We start from the raw sequence: 13935 nt of genomic DNA, 5'->3' as shown, positions 1-13935 counted from the left end.
GTTGCCCCGTCAACCTCCCGGCCGGGGAGGTCAGCTCGCGAAGCCCAGCTCCCGTGCGATCAGCATCCGCTGCACCTCGCTCGTCCCCTCCCCGATTTCCAGGATCTTGGAGTCCCGCCACATCCGGGCCACCGGGTATTCGTTCATGAAGCCGTAGCCGCCGTGGATCTGTGTCGCCTCGCGGGCATTGGTGACCGCGACCTCCGAGGAGTACAGCTTCGCGATCGACGCCTCCTTCTTGAACGGCTCGCCGCGCACCAGGCGGGAGGCCGCGTCGCGCCAGGCGACGCGGGCCATATGGGCGCGGGTCTCCATGTCGGCGATCTTGAACTGGATGGCCTGGTTGGCGCCGATCGGGTGGCCGAAGGCCTCCCGGGTCCTGGCGTACGACACCGACTCGTCCACGCAGCCCTGGGCGAGCCCGGTGGCCAGGGCGGAGATGGCGATGCGGCCCTCGTCGAGGATGCGGAGGAACTGGGCGTAGCCGCGGCCCAGATCGCCCAGGAGGTTGGCGGCCGGGACGCGGCAGTCGGCGAAGGACAGCTCGCGGGTGTCCGAGGCGTTCCAGCCGACCTTGGAGTAGGGGGCGGCGACGGTGAGGCCGGGGGTGCCGGACGGCACGATGATGGAGGAGATCTTGGGGCGGCCGTCCTCGGTGCGGTCGGTGACGGCGGTGACGGTGATCAGGGCGGTGATGTCCGTACCCGAGTTGGTGATGAAGCACTTGGTGCCGTTGATCACCCACTCGTCCGTGGCCTCGTCCAGCCGGGCCGTGGTGCGGGTGGCGCCCGCGTCGGAGCCGCCGCCCGGCTCGGTCAGGCCGAAGGCGCCCAGGGTCTCCCCGGAGCACAGCCCGGGCAGCCACTGGCGCTTCTGCTCCTCCGTCCCGTAGAGGAAGATCGGCATCGCGCCGAGCGAGACCCCGGCCTCCAGGGTGATCGCGACGGAGGAGTCCACCCGGGCCAGCTCCTCCAGGGCCAGGCACAGCGCGAGGTAGTCGCCGCCCATCCCGCCGTACTCCTCCGGGAAGGGCAGACCGAACAGCCCCATCCGGCCCATCTCGCGGATGATCTCGTACGGGAACTCATGGTGCTCCCAGTACTCCCCGATCTTCGGGGCTACCACATCGTGCGCGAATTCCTCCACGGTGCGGCGCAGTTCCTCGTGCTCGGGGGAGAGACGATGGTCGATCGCCATGACTCACATCTCCTTCTGGGAGAGGGCGCGGACGGTGCGGGACGGGCTGGGTCGGCCCAGGTGCCGGGCCATCCACACGCTGGTGGCGGTGAGACGGCGGATGTCGACCCCGGTCTCGACGCCGAGGCCGTCGAGCATCCAGACCAGGTCCTCGGTGGCGAGGTTGCCGGTGGCGCTCTTCGCGTACGGGCAGCCGCCCAGGCCGCCCGCGGAGGCGTCGACGGTGGTCACGCCGTGCTGGAGCGCGGCCAGGGTGTTGGCGAGGGCCTGGCCGTAGGTGTCGTGGAAGTGGACGGCGAGCCGGTCGGTGGCGATCCCCGCCTCGTTCAGCGTGGCCAGCAGCTCCAGCACATGGCCGGGGGTGGCCACGCCGATGGTGTCGCCGAGGCTCACCTCGTCGCACCCCATGTCGATCAGGCGGCGGCTGACCGAGACGGTCTGCGAGATCGGGACCGGGCCCTCCCAGGGGTCGCCGAAGCACATCGACAGATAGCCGCGCACGGACACCCCCGCCTCGCGCGCCGCGGTGACGACCGGCTCGAACATGGCGAGCGCGTCGTCCACCGTCCGGTTGAGGTTGGCCCTGGCGAACGACTCGGTCGCGCTGGCGAAGACGGCGATCTCGCGCGCGCCGAGCGCGAGCGCGCGGTCGAGTCCGCGCTGATTGGGCACCAGCACCGGGAGCCGGGCGCGCACGTCGTCGATCAGCGGCATCAGCTGCTCGGCGTCGGCCAGCTGGGGCACCCACTCCGGGCGGACGAAGCTGGTGGCCTCGATGGTGGTCAGCCCCGCGCCGGCCAGCCGCCGGATGAACTCGGCCTTCACGGCGACCGGTACGAGCGCCTTCTCGTTCTGCAGCCCGTCCCGCGGCCCCACCTCATGGATACGCACCCGGGCGGGCAGCCCCGGGGCCGGGACGGTCATGGGAAGGGTCATCACTCACGCTCCTCGGTCTCGCGGGTCTCGCGCGGAGTGACGACCGCCAGCAGCTGGTCCATGGCGACCGTGCTGCCGGGGGTCACCTCCAGCTCGGTGACGGTCCCGTCGTGCGGGGCGGAGATGAGGTGCTCCATCTTCATCGCCTCGACCACCAGCAGGCCCTGGCCCGCGGTGACCTCGTCCCCGACGGCCGCCTTCACGACGGTGACGGTGCCGGGCATGGGAGCCGTCAGCTCCCCGGCGTGCGCCGCCGCGGCGCCTCCGCGCAGCGCCTCCTCAATGGGGTCATGCCCCACCACGCGCCAGGCATCCCCGCCCCGCCCCAGCCAATGGCTCGCGCCGTGGGCGACATACCGGAAGCGGTGGGTGACCCCGTCGAGATCCAGCAGCACCGAGCCGTCCTCCAGCGCCACGAGCCGCGCCGCCGCCTCGGGAGCCGGGCTGCCGGTGCCGTCCGCGCGCTCGATCCGCACCCGCGCCTCGTGGGCCCGGCCGCGCACCCGGACGGTCACCGGGTCGTGGCCGGGGACCCGCAGCCGGTGGACCGTCCAGGCGGGCTCGCCGCCGATCCGCCACCCGGTGGGCACGGAGAACGGGTCGACCCAGCCGCCCGCACGGGCTTCGCCGCCCCGCGCGCCGGGCGGCTCCAGCGCCGCCTGGCGCAGCAGCGCCGCCGCCACGTGGACCTCGTCGGGGATGGTGGCCGGGAGGAGCGAGGCCGCCGCGCGGTCGACCAGACCGGTGTCCAGCTCGCCCGAGGCGACCTCCGGGTGGGCGGCCAGGCGGCGGAGGAAGCCCGTATTGGTGTCGACGCCGAGGACGGTCAGGGAACCGAGGGCGGCGCGCAGCCGGCGCAGCGCCGTGGGGCGGTCCGGGCCGTGGGCGACGACCTTGGCGAGCATCGGGTCGTACACCGTGCCGACCTCGGTGCCGGTGCTCAGACCGGAGTCGACGCGCACCCCCTCGCCCGTGGGCTCGTCCAGGGCGAGCACCGGACCGGCCGACGGCAGGAAGTCCACCCGGCCGTCGCCCGCCACGCGGGCGGTCTCGGCGCAGATACGGGCCTCCACCGCATGGCCGCGGAAGGAGACCTCGTCCTGTCCGCACGGCAGTGGTTCGCCCGCGGCGACCCGCAGCTGCCACTCCACGAGGTCCAGCCCGGTGATCAGCTCGGTGACCGGGTGCTCGACCTGGAGGCGGGTGTTCATCTCCATGAAGCAGTACGCGGACGGGTCGGCGCCCGGCACGATGAACTCCACCGTGCCCGCGCCCACATAGCCGCATGAGCGGGCTGCCTGGACCGCGGCCTCACCCATCAGCGCCCGGGTGGTGTCGTCCAGCAGAGGGCTGGGCGCCTCCTCGATGATCTTCTGATGGCGGCGCTGCAGCGAGCATTCGCGCTCGCCGAGGTGGATCACGTGACCGTGGCCGTCGGCCAGCACCTGGATCTCGATGTGGCGCGGCCGGTCGATCCAGCGCTCGACGAGCAGCGTGTCATCGCCGAACGCGCCGCGCGCCTCGCGCCGGGCGGCCGCGATCTCGTCGGCGAGCAGCGCCTCGTCGCGCACCAGCCGCATGCCCTTGCCGCCGCCGCCCGCGGACGGCTTGAGCAGCACGGGCGTGCCGATCTCCCGGGCGGCGTCGATGAGCTGGGCGTCCGTCAAGCCGCTGCCGGACGAGCCCGGCACCACGGGCACCCCGGCAGCCCGCACGGTCTCCTTGGCGCGGATCTTGTCGCCCATCAGCTCGATGGCCCCGGCCGGCGGGCCGATGAAGGCGAGCCCGGCGTCGGCGCAGGCGCGGGCGAACGCCGCGTTTTCCGCGAGGAAGCCATAGCCGGGGTGGACGGCCTGGGCGCCGGTGCGGTCCGCCGCCTCCAGCAGCCGCTCGATCGACAGATAGCTCTCCGCCGCGGCCGCCGGGCCGATCCGCACGGCCGTGTCCGCCTCCCGGACGTGCCGGGCGTCCGCGTCGGCATCGCTGAACACGGCGACCGAGCGGACGCCGAGCCGCCGCAGGGTGCGGATGACCCGCACCGCGATCTCCCCGCGGTTGGCCACCAGGACGGTGTCGAACATCGCATGCGCCGCGCTCATCGGGTGCATCCCCTCACATCCGGAAGACGCCGTAGCCGGGCGCCGCGGGTTCTTTGGCCGTGCGGTCGGGCAGCGGTGCGCTCGCGCACGCGGTGAGGGCGAGGCCGAGCACCGTACGGGTCTCCAGCGGGTCGATCACCCCGTCGTCCCACAGCCGGGCCGTGGCGTAGTACGCGCTGCCCTGGGTCTCGTACTGCTCGCGGACCGGCGCCCGGAACGCCTCCTCGTCCTCCGCGCTCCACTCCTCGCCGCGCGCCTCCAACTGGTCGCGCTTGACCGTCGCGAGGACGGAGGCGGCCTGCTCGCCGCCCATCACCGAGATCTTGGCGTTGGGCCACATCCACAGGAAGCGCGGCGAATAGGCGCGGCCGCACATCGAATAGTTGCCCGCGCCGTAGGAGCCGCCGATGACGACCGTCAGCTTGGGCACGCGGGTGCAGGCGACCGCGGTGACCATCTTGGCGCCGTGCTTGGCGATGCCGCCCGCCTCATAGCTGCGGCCGACCATGAAGCCCGAGATGTTCTGCAGGAAGACCAGCGGCATGCCGCGCTGATCGCACAGCTCGATGAAGTGGGCGCCCTTCTGGGCCGATTCGGAGAACAGGATGCCGTTGTTGGCGACGATGCCCACCGGATGGCCCATGATCCGGGCGAAGCCGGTGACCAGCGTCGTCCCGAACTCGGCCTTGAACTCGGCGAACCGCGAACCGTCCACCACCCGCGCGATCACCTCGCGCACGTCGTACGGCGTGCGGGAGTCGACCGGGACCGCCCCGTACATCCCCGCGGGGTCGACCGCGGGCTCCTCGGAGGGCGTGAGCGGCCAGGGCGGGGCGCCCTGCTGGGCGGGGGAGGGCGGCAGGGTGGAGACGATCGTACGGACGATGCGCAGGGCGTGGGCGTCGTCCTCCGCGAGGTGGTCGGTGACGCCCGAGACGCGGGAGTGGACCTCGCCGCCGCCCAGCTCCTCCGCGGTGACGACCTCGCCGGTGGCCGCCTTCACCAGCGGCGGCCCGCCCAGGAAGATCGTGCCCTGCCCGCGCACGATGACGGCCTCGTCGCTCATCGCCGGGACGTAGGCCCCGCCCGCCGTGCAGGACCCGAGCACCGCCGCGACCTGCGGAATTCCGGCGCCGGACATCCGGGCCTGGTTGTAGAAGATCCGCCCGAAGTGGTCGCGGTCCGGGAAGACCTCGTCCTGCATCGGGAGGAATGCGCCGCCGGAGTCGACCAGATAGACGCACGGCAGCCGGTTCTCCAGCGCGACCTCCTGGGCGCGCAGATGCTTCTTCACCGTCATCGGGTAATACGTGCCGCCCTTGACGGTGGCGTCGTTGGCGATGACGACCACCTCACGGCCTGCGACCCGCCCGATCCCGGCGATCACCCCCGCCGCCGGGGCCTGGCCCTCGTACAGCCCGTCGGCGGCGAGCGGCGCCAGCTCCAGGAACGGCGAGCCCGGGTCCAGCAGGGTGTCCACCCGGTCGCGCGGCAGCAGCTTCCCGCGCGCGGTGTGCCGGGCCCGCGCCTTCTCGCCGCCGCCCAGCCGGGCCGCGGCGAGCTTCTCGCGCAGCCGCGCGGCCAGCTCGCGGTGCGCGGCCTCATTGGCCTGCCAGGCGTCCGACCCCGGGTCGGCGCCGCTTCGCAGCACCGGTGCCTGCTCCATCGCCACGGGCCCCCTCTTGTCCTGCGGTTAGTGGTCGTTAACCTGATACCCACCAGGTTAACGACCACTAACCCTGCTGTCTAGAATTGCTTCCATGAGCACGCAAGCCCCTGCACCGACCCGCCGTGAACAGATCCTCAAGGAGGCCGCCCGGCTCTTCGCCGAGCGCGGCTTCCATGGCGTCGGCGTCGACGAGATAGGCGCGGCGGTCGGCATCAGCGGCCCCGGTCTCTACCGTCACTTCGCCGGCAAGGAGGCGATGCTGGCGGAGCTGCTGGTCGGCATCAGCGGCCGGCTGCTGACCGGCGGCAAGCGGCGCGCCGCGGAGGCGGCGGAGGCCGGGGACGCCCCGGCGGCCGTGCTGGACTCGCTCATCGAGGGCCATATCGACTTCGCCCTGGACGACCGCCCGCTGATCATCCTCCACGACCGCGAGCTGGACCGGCTCCGGGACACCGACCGCAAGCTGGTGCGTTCGCTCCAGCGGCAGTACGTGGAGCTGTGGGTCGAGGTCGTGCGGGAGGTCTATCCCGGGCTCGCCGAGGCCGATGCCCGGGCCTGCGTCCACGCCGTGTTCGGGCTGCTCAACTCCACCCCGCATCTGGGCCGCCCCGGCGCCCTCCCCGGCCGCGCGGCCACCGCCGCCCTGCTGCACCGCCTGGCCCTGGGCGCGTTCGGCGCGGCCCATGATGCGGACGGCGTCCGGCGAACCGGGCCTTCAAAGGCTGGACACGCTGACTAACTGGGCGGTAACTTCGACTGAGCAAGCGCTTAGCCAGAGGGAGGCCGCAGAGATGCGTCGCACGGTGTTCAACGAGGATCACGAGGCGTTCCGGGAGACCATCCGCGACTTCATCGCCGCCGAGGTCGTGCCGTACTACGAGGAGTGGCGGGAGGCCGGTCAGGCTCCGCGCGACTTCTACAAGAAGCTCGGCGAGCTGGGCATCTTCGGCATCGAGGTCCCCGAGGAGTACGGCGGCGCGGGCGAGACCAGCTTCAAGTTCAACGCGATCATCACCGAGGAGTGCGCCCGCGCCGGGGTGAGCTTCGGCGGCAGCAGCGTCCACACCGCGCTGTGCCTCCCGTACATCCTCAAGTACGCCAACGAGGAGCAGAAGCGGCGCTGGCTGCCCTCCTTCGTCTCGGGCGACATGATGACCGCCATCGCCATGACCGAGCCGGGCACCGGCTCGGACCTGGCGGGCATGAAGACGACCGCCAAGCTGTCCGAGGACGGCACGCACTACGTGCTCAACGGCGCCAAGACCTTCATCACCGGCGGCGTGCTCGCCGACCGCGTGCTGGTCTGCGCCCGCACCGCCCCCGCCACCCCCGAGGACCGCCGCGGGGGCATATCGATCCTGGTGGTGGACACCAAGAGCGAGGGCTACGCGGTCGGCCGCAAGCTGGAGAAGCTGGGGCTGAAGACCTCCGACACCGCCGAGCTGTCGTTCACCGACGTCAAGGTGCCGGTGGAGGACCTGCTGGGCGAGGAGGGCAAGGCGTTCGGCTACCTCGCGCACAACCTGCCGCAGGAGCGCCTGGGCATCGCCGTCAGCGCGTACGCGCAGTCCGCTGCGGCGGTCGAGTTCGCCAAGGCCTACGTCCGGGACCGCGAGGTCTTCGGCAAGAGCGTGGCGTCCTTCCAGAACACCAAGTTCACGCTGGCCGACTGCAAGGCCGAGGTGGACGCGATGCAGGCGGTCGTCGACCGGGCCCTGGACGCGCACGACGCCGGTGAGCTGACCGCCGCCGACGCCGCCTCGGCGAAGCTGTTCACCACCGAGCGCGCGGCCGTCGTCATCGACAAGTGCCTGCAGCTGCACGGCGGCTACGGCTACATGATGGAGTACCCCATCGCCCGGCTGTACGCGGACACCCGCGTCACCCGCATCTACGGCGGCACCAGCGAGGTCATGCGGTCCATCGTCGCCAAGTCGATGGGGCTGTGACGGCCGCCATGCGCACGCGCATCGGCAACGGCGCCGCAACACGGGTCTGCAAGACTGCTTGAACCATGAATGACGCACTACAGAGCCTCCTCGATCTGCTCGACCTGGAGCGGATCGAAGAGGACATGTTCCGCGGCACCAGTGATGCCGCACCTCTCGTGCCGCGGGTCTTCGGCGGCCAAGTGGCCGCCCAGGCCCTGGTCGCCGCCGGCCGCACGGTCCCGGAGGACCGCCCGCCGCACTCGCTGCACGCCTACTTCCTGCGGCCCGGCGACCCCGGGGCGCCGATCGTCTACACGGTCGACCGGATCCGCGACGGCTTCTCCTTCACCACGCGCCGCGTGGTCGCCGTCCAGCACGGGCAGCCGATCTTCCATCTGTCCGCCTCCTTCCAGCTGCACGAGGAGGGGCTGGAGCACCAGGAGCCGATGCCGGAGGTGCCGGATCCCCTCTCGCTGCCCGCCGCCGAGGAGCTGCTGCCCCGGTACGAGCACCTGTTCGCCGGGCCGGGGGTGGTCGACCGGATGCTGCAGGCACGGGCCGCCGTCGACCTGCGGTACGTGGACGCCCCGCCGTACGGCAGCGTCGGACGGCCCCGCGAGCCGAAGTCGCAGGTTTGGTTCCGGACCGACGGCAAACTGGACGGCGCCGCCGACGATCCGCTGCTGCACGTCTGCCTGGCCACCTATGTGTCCGACATGACGCTGCTGGACTCGGTGCTCCTCGCCCACGGCCGGGGCGGCTGGGCGGTCGGGGACATCGTCGGCGCCAGCCTCGACCACGCCATGTGGTTCCACCGGCCGTTCCGGGTGGACGACTGGCTGCTGTACGACCAGGAGAGCCCGTCCGCGTCCGGCGGCCGGGGCCTGGCCAAGGGCCGCATCTTCACCGCCGACGGGCGGCTGGCCGTCTCGGTGATCCAGGAAGGGGTCATGCGGGTCCCGCGCCCGAAGAAGTAACCCCCGGGAGGGACGAGGTGACGCGCGTCCACCGTGGCGTGCGGCTGCTCTGACGCGCGTCCCGGGCGACGCGCGTCAGAACTGGGCCGTCAGCCCCGCCGCGTCCAGCAGATAGGCCGTCATCGGCGCGTAGAACCTCGCGTTGGTGACGTGGTCGTCCAGCGGGACCACCGCCTGGAGCGTCCCCTCCGCCTCGCCGAGGAACAGCGCCGGGTCGTTGCAGTCCGCGTACCCCACCGCGTCGATGCCCCGCTGCCCCGCGCACCCGGCCCAGCCGTGGTCGGCGACCACCAGGTCCGGCAGCGGCCGCCCCTCCCGGGCCAGCCCGTCCAGGATCGCCGCCATGGGGGCGGGGGAGTGGGTGTGCCACAGGGTGGCGCCGCGCTCCAGCATGGCCACGTCGCAGAACTGGAAGACGTACCCCTCGTCCGCGTGCAGCCCGCCCGGGATCTCGACGATCTCGCACCCCGCCGCGTGCAGCGCCGACGCCGTCGCGCTGTGCACCTCCAGCAGCCCGCCCGGGTGCCCCGTGGCGAACAGCACCCGCTGCTGCGCCTCGGCCGCCTTCCGCAGCACCGAGGCCATCCGGTCCAGCGCGCCGACCGTCAGCTCCGGATCGATGGTGTCCTGCCCGGTGCGGTGCTCCGGGTCGTCGATCACCCCGCACCGCTCCGCCATGACGGCCAGCACGTCCTGCTCGTCCACCCAGCGGTCTTCCAGCTCCAGCCCCAGCCAGTAGTGGCGGTCACCGTTCGCGAGCTTGCGGTAGTGGGAGAGGTTGTTCTCGCGGGGAGTGGCGACGTCACCCGCGATGCGCGTACGGACGAGATGGTCGATCAGCTCGGTACGGCTGGGCACGGTACTGGGTATCGGCATGTGGCCCATTGTCGCCCCTGTGCCCGGGGAATGGGGGGCATTGCCCGCTGTGCGGACGTGCCGCGGACGTGCCGCCGGACGGGACGGGAGCGTGACGCGGTCATGACCAGCCCGGGGCGCCCCGGGGAGACCCGGACGCGCCCGGCCAATACGGCGCCGGACCGCCCCTAGCGCCCGGAACGGCGGCTACGGGCCACCCCGCCGCCGGAGCCCCGCCCCGATCCGCCGCCGGTCCCGCGCCCGGTCCCACCGCCCCCGCGCTGCGCTCCGCCGCCGGAACCGCGCTGCGCCCCGCCGCCGGACCCGCTGCCGGTACCGCGCCCCGACCCGCTGCCGGTGCCGCGCTGCGCCCCGGCGCCGGTGCCGCGCCCCGAGCCGCCCCGGGAACCGCGGCCCGAGCCACCGCCGCCGCCACCGCGGCGCGCCTGCCGGGGGCCCGGAGCCTGCCGGGGTGCGGGGGCGCTGATCGTCACCGGGACGCCCGAGGGCTCCTGCGCGCCGGTGATACGGGTCAGCTCGTCGTCGGTCGAGTGCACCCGGGCCGTGTTCGGGGTGATGCCCGCGTCGGACATCAGCCGGGTCATCGCACGGCGCTGGTCGGGCAGGACGAGGGTGACGACGCTGCCGGAGCCGCCCGCGCGGGCGGTGCGCCCGCCACGGTGCAGATAGTCCTTGTGGTCCGCGGGCGGATCCACGTTGAGGACCAGGTCCAGGTCGTCGACATGGATGCCGCGGGCCGCGACGTTCGTGGCCACGAGCGCGGTGACGTCGCCGGTCTTGAAGCGCTCCAGGGTCTTGGTGCGCTGCGGCTGGGACTTGCCGCCGTGCAGCGCCGCCGCCCGTACGCCGTTGGCCAGCAGATGGCGGGTCAGCCGGTCGACGGCGTGCTTGGTGTCCAGGAACATGATGACGCGGCCGTCGCGGGCGGCGACCCGGGTGGCGACGGAGCGCTTGTCGGTGTCCGCGATGTGCAGCACATGGTGCTCCATCGTGGTGACCGCGCCCGCCGAGGGGTCGACCGAGTGCAGCGCCGGGTCGGTGAGGAACTCGCGCACCAGCTTGCTGATGTTGTTGTCCAGCGTCGCGGAGAACAGCATGCGCTGGCCGTCGGCGGGCACCTGCCGCAGCAGCCGGGTCACCTGGGGCAGGAACCCCATGTCGGCCATCTGGTCGGCCTCGTCGAGCACCGTGATGCGCACCTGGTCCAGTCGGCAGTCACCGCGGTCGATCAGGTCGTGGAGGCGGCCCGGGGTCGCGATGACCACCTCGGCGCCGTTGCGCAGGGCGTCGGCCTGGCGGTTGATCGACATGCCGCCCACCACGGTGGCCGGGCGCAGCCGCAGCCGGCGGGCGTAGGGCGTGAGCGCGTCGGAGACCTGCTGGGCCAGCTCCCGCGTGGGCACCAGGACCAGGCCGAGCGGACGGCGGGATTCGGCGCGCTGCCCGGCGGTACGGGCCAGCAGCGCGAGGCCGAAGGCCAGGGTCTTGCCGGAGCCGGTCTGCGCGCGCCCGAGGACGTCGCGGCCGGTGAGAGCGCTGGGGAGGGTGGCCGCCTGGATCGGGAACGGCACGGTGACGCCCTGGTGCGTCAGCTCCGCCGCGAGGCCGTCCGGAAGGTCCAGCTCGGCGAACGTGGCGACGGCGGGCAGCACCGGGGTGGTGCCGCGCGGCAGGGCGAATTCGTTGCCGCCGTCGGAGGGACGGCTGGTACGAACGGGTGGCCGGGAGTGTGACCGGGGCTTGCGGGGCGAGCGGGCGTAACGGCTCATGCGGCGCCTTCCTGTAACGGGCGGGGATCGGCCCGCGGAAAGCGGGCACGAGCCGGGGCCCGCACCTCATCAGGTGCGGGCCCCGGCTCGCGGTATGCGCTGCGTCAGGCGGGAACGATGTTCTCGGCCTGCGGGCCCTTCTGGCCCTGCGTGACGTCGAACGACACCTTCTGGCCTTCCTGCAGCTCGCGGAAGCCCTGGGTGGCGATGTTCGAGTAGTGGGCGAAGACGTCGGCGCCGCCGCCGTCCTGCTCGATGAAACCGAAGCCCTTTTCCGAGTTGAACCACTTCACGGTGCCGGTAGCCATGTCATTTCTCCTTCAATGGGGGGCCGAACCGGAATCCGCATCCAACGGATTCCGCGTCGCCGCATTGACCCCATCCGGAAACGACCGGTGAAAACAAAAATGCGCCTGACGCTACATCCCGTCAGGCGCACATAACGTTCATGGGTACCAAAACTGCAACTGCCACGAGCTTAACACGCGAGGGGCCCGGGCGGGGGGAGACACCGATCACGCGGCAGGGCCACGCCACCGGGCGCGCTACCGGGCGGGGCGCCAGGTGTACAGACGCCAGTCGCGGCACCTGCCGCGCCACCAGGCACGACACCAGCGGGGCCGTCGGGCCAATGGACGCGGTGTCCAAATCGCCCGGGCCGGGTGCTGGGGATCGTACATGTGGGGGAACGGCCGCTCTGCCTACGCTCGAACTCATGACCGCAGCAGACCGTGAGCCCACCGGAACCCCCGTCGGCCCCGTCGACTCGTCCCGCATCCCGCGCTACGCGGGCCCCGCCACCTTCGCCCGGCTGCCGCGCGTCGACGAGGTCGGCGGCACCGCGGACGTCGCCGTGGTCGGCGTGCCCTTCGACACCGGCGTCTCCTACCGCCCCGGCGCCCGCTTCGGCGGCAACGCCATCCGCGAGGCGTCCCGGCTGCTGCGCCCGTACAACCCGGCGCAGGACGCGGCGCCCTTCGCCCTCGCCCAGGTCGCCGACGCCGGGGACATCGCCGCGAACCCGTTCGACATCAACGAGGCGGTGGAGACCGTCCAGGCCGCCGCCGACGACCTCCTCGACAGCGGCGCCCGCCTCATGACCCTCGGCGGCGACCACACCATCGCCCTCCCGCTGCTGCGGTCCGTCGCCCGCAAGCACGGCCCGGTCGCCCTGCTGCACTTCGACGCCCACCTGGACACCTGGGACACCTACTTCGGCGCCGAGTACACCCACGGCACGCCCTTCCGGCGCGCCGTCGAAGAGGGCATCCTCGACACCGCCGCCCTCTCGCACGTCGGCACCCGGGGCCCGCTGTACGGGAAGAAGGACCTGGACGACGACGAGAAGATGGGCTTCGGCATCGTCACCTCCGCCGACGTCATGCGGCGCGGCGTGGACGAGGTCACCGACCAGCTGCGGCAGCGCATCGGCGACCGCCCGCTCTACATCTCCATCGACATCGACGTCCTGGACCCGGCCCACGCCCCCGGCACCGGCACCCCCGAGGCGGGCGGCCTCACCTCCCGCGAACTGCTGGAGATCCTGCGCGGCCTGGCCGGATGCCACCTGGTCTCCGCCGATCTGGTCGAGGTCGCCCCGGCGTACGACCACGCGGAGATCACCGCGGTGGCTGCCTCCCACACGGCGTACGAACTGACGACGATCATGGCCCGCCAGATCGCCGCCTCCCGTACCGCCTGAGCGCGCCCGTCAGGGCCTTCCCGCGAGCTCCCGAGGGCCGTACAGCGCCGCCGGGGCGCCGGTGTGGAGGGCCCAGTAGCGGTCGCCGTAGGACCAGTGCCACCACTCGGTCGGGTAGTTGACCAGTCCGGCGGAGGTCAGCGCCGCGCCCAGGGCGTCCCGGTGGGCGCGGGCCGCGGCGGGGATGTTCGTCGCCTCCGTGTAGCAGGCGCGGGCGCTCTCCTCCGGGGTCGCGTCCCAGGGGGTGCCCATGTCCAGCTCGTGCCCGTCCGCGTCGGCGAGGGTGAGGTCGACGGCGGCGCCGGCGCTGTGCGGGGCGAGTTCGGGCGGCGATACGTAGCGGCTCGCCGCCGCCCGGATCTCCCCGTCGGACCAGGCGGGGTGCGCGGCGCGCAGCCGGGCGGCGTAGCGCGCGAAGTAGTGCCGCTGCAGCTCGAGCGGCCGGTACCCCTCGATGAACAGCAGCCGCAGCCCCGGCGGCAGCGCCGACTGCGCCGCCAGCAGCCGCTCCAGCAGACCCTGCCGCAGGAAGGCGTAGGCCCCGGCGGGGTCCGCCGCCCGGCCGTCGACCAGCACCCGCGGTGCGCGGCGTACGTCCGTCAGCGGCTCCCCGCACTCCCTGACCGGCACGGCCGCGACCCTCGGGTCGGACATCAAGGTGATTTCAGGCATGGGGCGATCGTCGCAGCTACCCCTGTGCGGTGGGGCGCACGACCACCTCGCCGACGTCGATGTCCGCGGGCTGTTCGAGTTCTCGTGCAGCGAGGTGAAGCCCACGC

The 13935-nt window shown here is 72.8% G+C and carries 12 protein-coding genes; 4 read left to right on the top strand and 8 right to left on the bottom strand.

The window, feature by feature from the left end:
* Positions 1–30: 30 nt before the first annotated feature.
* Genes ACFZCY_RS29050 through ACFZCY_RS29035 form a run of 4 tightly spaced genes read right to left on the bottom strand, consistent with a single transcriptional unit; the run spans position 31 to position 5898 of the window.
* The gene (locus ACFZCY_RS29050; protein ID WP_391179558.1) at positions 31–1197 is read right to left on the bottom strand and encodes an acyl-CoA dehydrogenase family protein; all 1167 of its coding nucleotides are present in this window, start codon (positions 1195–1197) and stop codon (positions 31–33) included.
* A 3-nt stretch (positions 1198–1200) separates the two neighbouring features.
* Complete coding sequence (locus ACFZCY_RS29045; RefSeq protein ID WP_391179555.1) at positions 1201–2133, bottom strand: hydroxymethylglutaryl-CoA lyase; 933 nt, start codon at positions 2131–2133, stop codon at positions 1201–1203.
* Positions 2133–4214: a biotin carboxylase N-terminal domain-containing protein gene (locus ACFZCY_RS29040; protein WP_391179762.1), complete on the bottom strand. Its 2082-nt coding sequence runs from the start codon at positions 4212–4214 to the stop codon at positions 2133–2135. Before ACFZCY_RS29040 ends, ACFZCY_RS29045 begins: the two co-directional genes overlap by 1 nt.
* A gap of 31 nt (positions 4215–4245) precedes the next feature.
* A complete protein-coding gene (locus ACFZCY_RS29035) occupies positions 4246–5898 on the bottom strand; it encodes a carboxyl transferase domain-containing protein (RefSeq protein WP_391179552.1) in 1653 nt (550 codons plus the stop codon).
* Between the two features lie 94 nt (positions 5899–5992).
* Between ACFZCY_RS29035 and ACFZCY_RS29030 the strand changes: the two genes are divergently transcribed.
* The 3 genes from ACFZCY_RS29030 to ACFZCY_RS29020 all read left to right on the top strand — a co-directional run bounded on the left by ACFZCY_RS29030 (position 5993) and on the right by ACFZCY_RS29020 (position 8809).
* Positions 5993–6640 (top strand): TetR family transcriptional regulator, encoded by a 648-nt coding sequence (locus ACFZCY_RS29030; RefSeq protein WP_391179550.1) that lies wholly within the window; start codon positions 5993–5995, stop codon positions 6638–6640.
* 52 nt (positions 6641–6692) lie between these two features.
* Complete coding sequence (locus ACFZCY_RS29025) at positions 6693–7850, top strand: acyl-CoA dehydrogenase family protein (protein WP_391179548.1); 1158 nt, start codon at positions 6693–6695, stop codon at positions 7848–7850.
* Positions 7851–7915: 65 nt separating this feature from the next.
* Positions 7916–8809, top strand: a complete 894-nt coding sequence (locus ACFZCY_RS29020) for an acyl-CoA thioesterase domain-containing protein (protein WP_391179546.1) — start codon at positions 7916–7918, stop codon at positions 8807–8809.
* Positions 8810–8884: 75 nt separating this feature from the next.
* On the opposite strand, the gene ACFZCY_RS29015 is transcribed toward ACFZCY_RS29020, so the two are convergent.
* From ACFZCY_RS29015 to ACFZCY_RS29005, 3 genes are all read right to left on the bottom strand, one after another.
* Positions 8885–9694 (bottom strand): phosphatase, encoded by an 810-nt coding sequence (locus ACFZCY_RS29015; RefSeq protein ID WP_391179543.1) that lies wholly within the window; start codon positions 9692–9694, stop codon positions 8885–8887.
* 158 nt (positions 9695–9852) lie between these two features.
* Positions 9853–11454: a DEAD/DEAH box helicase gene (locus ACFZCY_RS29010; RefSeq protein ID WP_391179540.1), complete on the bottom strand. Its 1602-nt coding sequence runs from the start codon at positions 11452–11454 to the stop codon at positions 9853–9855.
* A 104-nt stretch (positions 11455–11558) separates the two neighbouring features.
* The gene (locus tag ACFZCY_RS29005; protein ID WP_015607926.1) at positions 11559–11762 is read right to left on the bottom strand and encodes a cold-shock protein; all 204 of its coding nucleotides are present in this window, start codon (positions 11760–11762) and stop codon (positions 11559–11561) included.
* A gap of 407 nt (positions 11763–12169) precedes the next feature.
* Between ACFZCY_RS29005 and speB the strand changes: the two genes are divergently transcribed.
* Positions 12170–13156: an agmatinase gene (gene speB / locus ACFZCY_RS29000; protein WP_391179536.1), complete on the top strand. Its 987-nt coding sequence runs from the start codon at positions 12170–12172 to the stop codon at positions 13154–13156.
* A 9-nt stretch (positions 13157–13165) separates the two neighbouring features.
* Here speB and ACFZCY_RS28995 read toward each other — a convergent pair whose 3' ends face one another.
* On the bottom strand, positions 13166–13828 hold the full coding sequence (locus tag ACFZCY_RS28995; RefSeq protein ID WP_391179759.1) for a M15 family metallopeptidase: 663 nt from the start codon (positions 13826–13828) through the stop codon (positions 13166–13168).
* Positions 13829–13935: the final 107 nt, after the last annotated feature.

The sequence above is a fragment of the Streptomyces sp. NPDC007983 genome (genome assembly GCF_042958345.1).
In the GTDB taxonomy this organism is placed as follows: Bacteria; Actinomycetota; Actinomycetes; order Streptomycetales; family Streptomycetaceae; genus Streptomyces.
This window is presented reverse-complemented; position numbering and strand designations above follow the sequence as displayed.

Excerpts from the sequence above, each read along its gene's own strand:
- ACFZCY_RS29020 (WP_391179546.1), top strand. The coding sequence starts at position 7,916 with ATGAATGACGCACTACAGAGCCTCCTCGATCTGCTCGACCTGGAGCGG.
- ACFZCY_RS29035 (WP_391179552.1), bottom strand. The coding sequence starts at position 5,898 with ATGGAGCAGGCACCGGTGCTGCGAAGCGGCGCCGACCCGGGGTCGGAC.
- ACFZCY_RS29015 (WP_391179543.1), bottom strand. The coding sequence starts at position 9,694 with ATGGGCCACATGCCGATACCCAGTACCGTGCCCAGCCGTACCGAGCTG.
- ACFZCY_RS29010 (WP_391179540.1), bottom strand. The coding sequence starts at position 11,454 with ATGAGCCGTTACGCCCGCTCGCCCCGCAAGCCCCGGTCACACTCCCGG.
- ACFZCY_RS29040 (WP_391179762.1), bottom strand. The coding sequence starts at position 4,214 with ATGTTCGACACCGTCCTGGTGGCCAACCGCGGGGAGATCGCGGTGCGG.
- ACFZCY_RS28995 (WP_391179759.1), bottom strand. The coding sequence starts at position 13,828 with ATGCCTGAAATCACCTTGATGTCCGACCCGAGGGTCGCGGCCGTGCCG.
- ACFZCY_RS29050 (WP_391179558.1), bottom strand. The coding sequence starts at position 1,197 with ATGGCGATCGACCATCGTCTCTCCCCCGAGCACGAGGAACTGCGCCGC.
- ACFZCY_RS29045 (WP_391179555.1), bottom strand. The coding sequence starts at position 2,133 with ATGACCCTTCCCATGACCGTCCCGGCCCCGGGGCTGCCCGCCCGGGTG.
- ACFZCY_RS29025 (WP_391179548.1), top strand. The coding sequence starts at position 6,693 with ATGCGTCGCACGGTGTTCAACGAGGATCACGAGGCGTTCCGGGAGACC.
- ACFZCY_RS29030 (WP_391179550.1), top strand. The coding sequence starts at position 5,993 with ATGAGCACGCAAGCCCCTGCACCGACCCGCCGTGAACAGATCCTCAAG.
- ACFZCY_RS29005 (WP_015607926.1), bottom strand. The coding sequence starts at position 11,762 with ATGGCTACCGGCACCGTGAAGTGGTTCAACTCGGAAAAGGGCTTCGGT.
- speB (WP_391179536.1), top strand. The coding sequence starts at position 12,170 with ATGACCGCAGCAGACCGTGAGCCCACCGGAACCCCCGTCGGCCCCGTC.